General features: G+C 34.3%; 8 protein-coding genes. 1 reads left to right on the plus strand and 7 read right to left on the minus strand.

The window, feature by feature from the left end:
- Nucleotides 1-397: 397 nt before the first annotated feature.
- From CD118_RS10850 to CD118_RS10870, 5 genes are all read right to left on the minus strand, one after another.
- A complete protein-coding gene (locus CD118_RS10850; RefSeq protein WP_103356700.1) occupies nt 398-2,296 on the minus strand; it encodes an ABC transporter permease in 1,899 nt (632 codons plus the stop codon).
- The gene (locus tag CD118_RS10855; protein WP_060830317.1) at nt 2,286-3,047 is read right to left on the minus strand and encodes an ABC transporter ATP-binding protein; all 762 of its coding nucleotides are present in this window, start codon (nt 3,045-3,047) and stop codon (nt 2,286-2,288) included. Before CD118_RS10855 ends, CD118_RS10850 begins: the two co-directional genes overlap by 11 nt.
- A gap of 104 nt (nt 3,048-3,151) precedes the next feature.
- Complete coding sequence (locus CD118_RS10860; RefSeq protein ID WP_103356701.1) at nt 3,152-4,174, minus strand: sensor histidine kinase; 1,023 nt, start codon at nt 4,172-4,174, stop codon at nt 3,152-3,154.
- Complete coding sequence (locus tag CD118_RS10865; RefSeq protein ID WP_050346017.1) at nt 4,161-4,841, minus strand: response regulator transcription factor; 681 nt, start codon at nt 4,839-4,841, stop codon at nt 4,161-4,163. The genes CD118_RS10860 and CD118_RS10865 overlap by 14 nt, the downstream gene beginning before the upstream one ends.
- A 5-nt stretch (nt 4,842-4,846) precedes the next feature.
- Entirely contained in the window at nt 4,847-5,767 is a 921-nt protein-coding gene (locus CD118_RS10870) for an NAD(P)H-binding protein (RefSeq protein WP_103356702.1), read from the minus strand.
- Between the two features lie 144 nt (nt 5,768-5,911).
- Between CD118_RS10870 and CD118_RS10875 the strand changes: the two genes are divergently transcribed.
- Nucleotides 5,912-6,439, plus strand: coding sequence for a GNAT family N-acetyltransferase (locus CD118_RS10875; RefSeq protein WP_050331680.1), 528 nt, complete (start codon nt 5,912-5,914; stop codon nt 6,437-6,439).
- Between the two features lie 159 nt (nt 6,440-6,598).
- Here the strand turns inward: CD118_RS10875 and CD118_RS10880 are convergent, their stop codons facing one another.
- Together CD118_RS10880 and CD118_RS10885 are read right to left on the minus strand one after the other, a co-directional pair.
- Entirely contained in the window at nt 6,599-7,624 is a 1,026-nt protein-coding gene (locus CD118_RS10880) for an alpha/beta hydrolase (protein WP_050331681.1), read from the minus strand.
- A gap of 42 nt (nt 7,625-7,666) precedes the next feature.
- Nucleotides 7,667-8,734: a YkvI family membrane protein gene (locus tag CD118_RS10885; RefSeq protein WP_060830320.1), complete on the minus strand. Its 1,068-nt coding sequence runs from the start codon at nt 8,732-8,734 to the stop codon at nt 7,667-7,669.
- Nucleotides 8,735-9,011 lie beyond the last annotated feature (277 nt).

Here is a 9,011-nt window from a genome sequence, read left to right on the forward strand (position 1 = left end):
GTGTGTTTATTTTCGAAAATTCTGTAACTATTAAGGTATTATTAATCTCTAATGTAGGGTTATTATAAACTTTTTAAAGAATTTGAAAATATTTTTAAAGTTTAATTTAAAAGATTTACCCTATCAGTCACCCAAAAATATGATAAGTTTTTGTTATCATTCAAATGATTTATTGTTATATTTATAAAATATGTATTCCTTTTAGAACTAAAAATATCTATCATCATATAATATATAAAGCTGTGTGCTTATCTTTTTCAAATGTAACTGCCACGTTTTATATACCAAAAAGCACGATAGAAACCTTTATATTTCAAGATTTCTATCATGCCTTTAAAACAATTTAAAATATTGACATGTTTCATTACGTCATGATATCGGATTAAATTTTACTATTTTAAATCGAATATTTAATGCTACGTCGTGAATGCATGTAAGCGAGTAATGCAAAGATAAAGTAGATGATTGTATACACGCCCATCGCAATGAATACAGGTATGAAGTTCTTACCATTCATTAATTCATTAAAAGCTCTAGCAGCAAAACCCGCATGAAGCAAGCCGATAACTAAAGGTAAACCAAAGTTAAATAATACTTTAAATGCCAATCCTTTAAACATATCTTGGTGTGTGTAACCCATTTTACGTAAGATACGATAGTTTTGCATCTCATCCTCTGTCTCATCCATTTGTTTAATATAGATAATACACCCTGCTGCAATAAGAAATGCTATACCCAAGAAGCTACTTACAAATAAAAACATCCCTGAAAATTGAAGTTGTTGCTCAAGTAGAGCCGTTCGATTTTGCGGAATCTCTTGATTCAATTGGTGATTCCACTTTTCAGCTTTTTTTAAATTTTTCTTATCTTTCAAGTCAAAACCAATCTGCGTTGTATGACCATTGTGTTTATCATTAAGTTGTGTTGATTGTAGCGCCTTAAAATCTTGTTGATTCACAACTGCAAGAGATTGACCTAATATAATTCGATTGGCAACATAAAACTGACTTGAGATTTCGGTAACTTTTAATTGAACGTGCTTCTTTTGATCCCCGAGACTTAACTGGATACCTTCTTTTAATCCAGAGATGTTGTTTGCTACTCCATAACCATTCACAAATACGACTTCACCTTTATTTACCTTTACATCATCAATTTCTGAAGCACTTATAACGGGTGTCACATCGAAATCCTTATTAACATCACTGTTTTCTGTTAAAATTGGTACATCTATCATGTGCAATGTTTTCTTTTGATAAGGTATATTATTTTCCTTTAATTTATCTTCGAACTGTTGCGCAGTTTTCATTTTCATATAGGTGAATTCATTTGGAGTCATCATGTCAACATTATTTTCGATATTGGCTTGACCTATCGTTGCAAATGATAAAACTGTTATCGTAATAGCAGATATTATACCAATAACAGTTAAAGAAAACGCATTTTTCTTCATTCTATGCATAATTGATGAGGTGAATACCACATCTGTAACATTGACATAGCCTCTTTTACTCCGCTTCAGTGTCTTGAAAATCAATGAAACAGAACTTCTGAAGAAAAGGTATGCCCCTAAAACCGTTGTAAATAAAATTGTAGGTACTAATATGATCAATAATCTTACATCTTTTAACATAATAACTGATAAGTAATAACCGACACCTATCATTAAAATACCGAGTACGCCTAACATAACATCTCTTTTGGTAATGTGTGCTTGCGGGGCTTCAGTTTGTTTAATATCATTCATCATTTGTATAATCGAACGTCGTTTTATAAAAAGAAAACTTTGCATCATAATTAATAAAAACGATAAAACCACAAGTATCAAAGTAATGAGTAATGCTTGAGGTTCGAATGCAATTTTGATTTCAATTGGTAGGTGTGCAACATTTTTAATAATTAATAACAATAAGCGAGAACCAAATAATCCAAGTATTACTCCCACAAATGTTGTAGAAATAAAGATGACTGTTTGCTCTATACCAAGCATGCGCATTAAATCTTTACGCGACAGTCCTATCAATTGAAATAATGCAAAATCTTGTGTACGTCTCTTAATAAATAATCGATTCGCATAAAGCAAAAAGACAATGATGATTATAAAAAGAAATTTTTCTCCAATTCCTGCTGCTTTATTCAATAATTCTGCTGACTCTGAATGTGCAATATCATCTGTATATTTTAATGTCACAAAACTAAAATACAACGAGATACTGAGTAGCAAAGAAAACAAATATATCGCATAATGGCGCAAATTTTGGCGGAAATTTTTAAGTACAATGTGACTAAAACGCATGCTGTACACCACCTAACACACTTTGATTTTGAATGATTTCTTGGTAAAAGTGTGAAGCGGGTTTGTCCCCTTGATACAATTCTGTATGAATTTGACCATCTTTCAACATAATCACGCGATGCGCATAACTTGCTGCTACCGGATCATGTGTCACCATCACAATTGTTGTTTTCATGTGACGATTAATCATATCTAATCGTTTCAATAAATCTTGTGCACTTTTAGAATCTAACGCCCCTGTAGGTTCATCTGCAAAAATAATCGCAGGTTTACTAATTAATGCACGTGCCGCTGCTGTTCTCTGTTTTTGACCGCCTGATATTTCATTTGGATATTTATGGCTTAAATCTGTGATTCCAAGTGCATCTGTCACTTCTTGATAGCGTTGCTCTGCTTCAGTCTTATTAATATTTCCAATAGACAAAGGCAACATGATATTTTCACGTACAGTCAAAGTGTCTAAAACATTATAATCTTGAAAAATAAAACCGACATTTTGTTTTCTGAAATGAGAGAGTTGTTTGTTCGACATACGCGTGATGTCTTGTTTGTTCACTTCAATCGTTCCTCTTGATACGTAATCAATTGAACTTAAAACATTTAATAATGTCGTCTTACCTGAACCAGAGGGCCCCATAATCGCTACAAATGCACCTTCTTCAACTTTGAAATTAATGTCTTTTAAAACTTCAAAGCTTTGTTTTTTATTCCCATATATTTTACTAACATGACTCACATTTAAAATGGACACGATTCCTCACTCCTTCATCAAATTTATAATGTTATTTTATAGTGAATACAATGATAAATCGTGCGTATCATGTGACAAAACGCATGCCTTATGTGACATTTTTGTCACTTTGACATGCGCGCAATATTTTCATTTTGCATTGGAAAATGAATCGAAACCGTTGTGCCTTCACCCAGTTGAGAGTCTACAGTCACTTGAATACGTAAAGCATCACGTACAGCATCGACTAAATAAAGCCCCATGCCTGAAGAGACCGTTTGATAACGCTCATTTTTACCTGTATAACCGCGTTGAAAAATACGTGGTAAATCATGTGCTGCTATACCGCTTCCTCTATCTTGAACGTGTAAATGCACTTGATCATCTTCAAACGTCGTATAAATCGAAATGTACGCATTGTCAGAGTATTTAATCGCATTTGAAATAATTTGACGAATGACCATACGAATCCATCGCTTATCCGTATAAACCGTTAACGTATCTGACACAGCCAAATCAAATCCAACCCCTTTTTGTAAGCAGAGATGACGTGTTTGTTGAATTTCTTCAATTAGAATGGCACGCAACTTGACGCTTTCGAAATACATATCATTGGATTGATGATTAAGTCGCGCTAAAAATAATTGTTGATCGAGCATATAATCAATGCGAGACCATTCAAACATCAATTGGTGTCGACGCTTGCTATCCTCTTCTTTCTCGATTAACAATTTTAAAGCCGTCACAGGTGTTTTAATGTCATGAATAAACTCCGTCATATTTTGCTCACTCAAATTAATCCAATGTTGTTGTTCACCAATAGATTGTTGAAGTTGTTGAATTTTCACTTGTAAATAATCCAAGGTCATCTTTTCAAAAGGGGATTCGGCTAAATAGCGATGCTGCAATGATTCGACTTCAGCATACGATTCTAAACGTTGATAAAAACGTGTTTCTCTCAAATAAGTACGTATCAAAAACGCAATGCTCACAAGCCATTTTAATCCTATGAAATACCACAAGCTTCCAAGCGATATCTTTTCATCTAATGCAGCAAGTAACAAAAAAAGTAAATCCAACGCAACGAGTAAACCAATCCAAGCGATACGTTCTCTTAAAAAATAAAATATCCACCTAATTGTTCTCATGTGCAAGATAACCTTTCCCTACTTTTGTTTCTATTACACCATTCAAACCTATATCTGCCAATTTTCTGCGTAAACGATTGACATTTACAGTGAGCGTATTATCACTTACAAATGATTCATCATCCCATAACGCTGTCATCAACGTATCACGGGATACAATTTGATTTTTATGCTTGAGTAAAACCTCTAAAATAAGCATTTCCGTTTTAGATAACACTGCTGTCTGTTCTGCGCGTGCTATCGTACCTTTAGACAAATCTACAACACTGTCTCTCCACAAAATTGTCCGTCGTTCTTCTTGATTATATTGATACACACGTCGAAAAATCGCTTGTAACTTAGCAATCAGAACGGGCATATGGAACGGTTTTTGTATATAGTCATCTGCGCCAATCTCCATACTCATCACTTGATCCATTGGATGATCACGTGATGATATAAATACAATCGGTACATTCGCATGTTGACGAATTTGTCGCGTCCAATGAAAGCCATCGAATTTGGGCAATGTAATATCCATTAAAATAATATGAGGATCAGCTTTTTGATATTCTTGAAAAACTTCATCAAAGTTTTGAATACAAGTGACATGATAATCCCATGACATCAATGCCTCAGTGATTTGTTGACATAATGTTTGATCATCTTCTACCAGTAGTATATCCAAATTCGTCACTCCTTCGTATAGTGCAAATCTTCACCGTTTTGTTGGCGATCATAATAGTTTTGAATCCGACATTTCGTATCAAATCCTCTCACTAGCATTTGAAAAAAAGGGACTTGAATAAAGTAAGCAATTGGCCACCATGCCCGTGGAATATAATCAAATAAATGAACAATAACTGCATCTAATTGTTGAATATAACGAAATTCAATAATGGCACAATTGTCACCTTTAACTTTTGCCAAACGCCCTTTGACCATTTCAAGCCTATAGAGCGTGTCATCTATTTTATTAAGTTCAAATACCATCAACAATCGTTTTTGCTTTTTATCATATACTTCAATTCGATGATCGACATGTCGAATCGAAGTACGTGTTCCTGGTGTTTGAGACAACCATATCCCCATTTGATGGACAAAGCTACCTAAAGACCACTTGAATGGTTTCGGAATATGATGAACAAGACGTATATCATTATATTTGGCGCCTTGGAATTCAACAGAAATATGAGATCGGTTCACCTTTTTGCTAGTAAACCGCACGGGTACACCATATCTACCCAATTGTTGAACTGTTTCATTATCAAATTGACTGCCTCTAACATATATGATTTCTTTGACACCTTGCTGAGCAGCAGCACGTGCAAAATTATCAGCGGCAATGATGTTCAAATCTTTCGCTAAAGCTCTTGTCATTTTAGCCGAATGCTTCGTTGGCTCTAAAAAGTAAATCGCGATATCTATACCATGCATCGCTCTTAAAACATCAAGATAATTATATATATCTGCTTCAATCCAGTTCACTGCTGAATGTGCCTGTTTTTTAGGATATTTAGATATCGTATGAATGAAGCAGCGATCAGCAAGCGTATGAATGAGTGATTTGCCAATATAGCCTGTACCACCAGCTAGCAATACATTGGGTTTCATCGTAAACTCCTTTCCTATCAACACCTAATATTTAACAATTGATCGGTGCTAGAGAAATTTCCTAAATATCTTATTTTACGTTACAATAAATGTGAATCTTTATTAATGACGAGGCGTACTAAAACATGAAATGGAGTTGAAAGCATGTCAGTAACAATAAGAGAAGTCAGCATTAACGATGTCAATACATTCACCACACTCATGCAACAAGTCTTTGAAGAATCAGAATATATGCTTTACGATCCAGGTGAATATATGCCTTCATTTGAAAATGCCATTTCAAAAATGGAAGAGGTCATCACTTCTCCCCATTTGGCTATTTTCGTTGCTCAAAAAGATGAGCTACTTGTCGGCTATTTAACAGTTAAAACGAAAACACTTCATCGGATTGCACATATTGCTGAAATATCTATTGGTGTGCTACGACAATACCAAAATGCAGGCATTGGCTATCAACTTCTCCAACAATGTATTGAATGGTGTCGTCAACACGAGGTTACACGCCTTTCTCTAAGCGTTGTTACCGAAAATAAAGCAGCTGTTCAATTCTATGAGCGGGCAGGATTTAAAATTGAGGGTGAACTTCGACATACGCTCAAAATTGACAATCGTTACTACAACTCGTTTGTCATGGCTTATTTGCTATCCTCTTCTTCAAATCCAACGCCTTAATATCTTTATCTTATCATTTTATGAAGTTCGACTCACATAATCGTCATTTTTTATATTTAAAAGCACTGAAATCTATTAAAATGATGTACATTCCATAAAGTTAGTTTTGAGTCCAATTTTTGGAATGCACATCGACAGTTAAGATTTCAGTGCTTTTACTTAGTTATCGTATGGATTTAAGTTAATTTCAGTGTGATCCGTATCTTTATTATCCGGACCGACTTGTGTGCCTGTTGTATTTCTACTTAAAAAGCTTAAGACTTTTTGAATATTCTCTTTAGATTCTGGTTTATTGAGATGAAACTGGTACTGATGTTTCAAGTGATGTGTACCATCAAAGAAGAATCGATCCACCGAGACACCTTTCTCTTCTAGGGCATTCGCAAAACTTTCATTTTGACTCATAAAAGGATCGTCGTCCCCTACAGATAAAAATGTTGATGGAAAATCTTTAGTAATTTGATTCTCTGTGGACATTTCAGCAATATTTTTCGAACTCATTTCCCATTTTTTCACACCTAAATAACTTCTCATAAATAAATTAATTCTTGGAAATTCAGTTGAGCGAACGGTTTTCATATCATAAAAACCACCAAAGAAAATAGCTGCTTTAATTTGTTCAGGTGTAAACTGTTGTCGAAAATTCATTTCTTCACGTAATGCGCGGTTCGTTTGAATTGCAGTAAATTGACTGTTAATTTGTGCACCTGCTGAATCGCCACCAATAATAACTTGATTTAAATCAATAGGTAAGTTACTTTCGTGATTTTTAATAAACGTGACCGCGCGATCCATTTGAATGAGTGGTGTCGGATATTGATATTCTGGTGCGAGTGCATAATTGACATTAACTACAACGTAGCCATGCTCAACAATATTCGCAAGTAGCGGGTTTTTGTATTGCTTATCCCCAGCGATAAATCCTCCACCGTGAGCCCAAAAAATCACAGGTAGCTGTTCATCCGCGCTTACATGCTTAGGCATAATAATATCGAGTTGACTATTCGGTAAGCCTTCCATGTAAGTAATGTCTTTAAATACTGAAACATTTTTATTTTGAATTGATACTCTATTTTGTTCCTGTCTCGATAGTCGAGGCTCAAAAAAATAGCCGGCTATCAGACCGGCTATAACGAGTAAAATAATTGATGTGATCACAATCCATCTTTTTCTATGATTCGTCATTCCAATCTTCCCTTTCGGAAAAATTGTAACACATCTAATCAATTAAGCAATAAATTTCTTATCTTGAGATTTACGATAGAGATATTTAACAATGACCGCAAGTACGATAAAGAGGCCAATAACCCCCATAATTGGGTAAACCACTTTAATGAGTCCTTCAAAACCTACGAAACTTAATCCGTATGCCAACGGTACAAGTATTGAAATCATAACATAATAACCTTTTGTATAAGGTGTTGTAAAACGTGCTGCAAATGAATAAGACAAACCTAAAATTGTGTTATACATTACAGCTAACATCACGATAGATAATACAAATGTTAAAATTGGAGATATTTTACCCGCTAAAACTAGTGTTGGGATGGCAGAATCTTTTATCGCTGTATATTCTGAATGTAAAGCGAAGTTAATTAAACCTAATAATACTAAATATACAACACCACCTAAAAGACCTCCTAAACCAGAAACTAGTCTTTTAGATGCGTCTCCACCGATTGCAACTAAAGTACTAAAACCTACTGCAAAAGCAAGGCCACCATAATTGAAGCCGTTCCAAATTGCTAAACCAATATTTGGTGTTTCAACAACACTGTTGATTTTTGAAAAAGGAATACTGCCTTTGAATAAGAATGTGATAGCAATCAATACAACTAAAACAATTAAAACAGGAGTTACAATCCCTAAAGCTCTTACAATCTTATTAAAATCCATGAGTAATGTGATATAGACGGCAATACACATAAGCAGCGCGCCTAACCATGTGGGTACACCAAAGCTCTCTTCAAATGTAGAGCCGGCACCCGCAATCATCGTAATTGTTACGGCATAAAGTGACAAAATTAACACATAATCGATGACAAGACCGATTTTTTTACCAAATAAATACTCAAGTGTCGATCCATGATTATCTGCATCAAAGGCTGTTCCAATTTTTGCAACTTGACGCCCGATAAATGTCAGGATTAAACCTGAAATAAGTACACCTATATAGGAATAGATACCATATCTACTAAAGAATTGTAGGACTTCTTGTCCAGTTGAAAAACCGGCACCTACAACAACGCCTACATAGGCAAAAGCTATTTTTATAGCTTCACTATATTTTTGCATACTGTTTTGACCTCCTCGTTAGCAAAACACGTTAAACATTAAAACATATTACTTCATTAATTTCAAATTATGATACACCTATCAACTATCTGAAAAGCTTGATATGACAACTCTAAGCGCAATATTAAATGATTTTCTTACAGTTTTTTATACTTTTTTATGAATAAAAAAACGTTGAAGGCTGTCATTTTTGCATATTTATTCTAATTATGAATAGATTCAACAAAAGATTTCATAGAATTCTTAAAATTTTACAGGTATTTTTTGAGCCTAAAAG

The sequence above is a fragment of the Staphylococcus coagulans genome, assembly GCF_002901995.1.
GTDB lineage: Bacteria > Bacillota > Bacilli > Staphylococcales > Staphylococcaceae > Staphylococcus > Staphylococcus coagulans.

Coding starts and splice junctions, on each gene's coding strand:
- CD118_RS10860 (WP_103356701.1), bottom strand. CDS start 4,174: ATGAGAACAATTAGGTGGATATTTTATTTTTTAAGAGAACGTATCGCT.
- CD118_RS10850 (WP_103356700.1), bottom strand. CDS start 2,296: ATGCGTTTTAGTCACATTGTACTTAAAAATTTCCGCCAAAATTTGCGC.
- CD118_RS10885 (WP_060830320.1), bottom strand. CDS start 8,734: ATGCAAAAATATAGTGAAGCTATAAAAATAGCTTTTGCCTATGTAGGC.
- CD118_RS10880 (WP_050331681.1), bottom strand. CDS start 7,624: ATGACGAATCATAGAAAAAGATGGATTGTGATCACATCAATTATTTTA.
- CD118_RS10875 (WP_050331680.1), top strand. CDS start 5,912: ATGTCAGTAACAATAAGAGAAGTCAGCATTAACGATGTCAATACATTC.
- CD118_RS10870 (WP_103356702.1), bottom strand. CDS start 5,767: ATGAAACCCAATGTATTGCTAGCTGGTGGTACAGGCTATATTGGCAAA.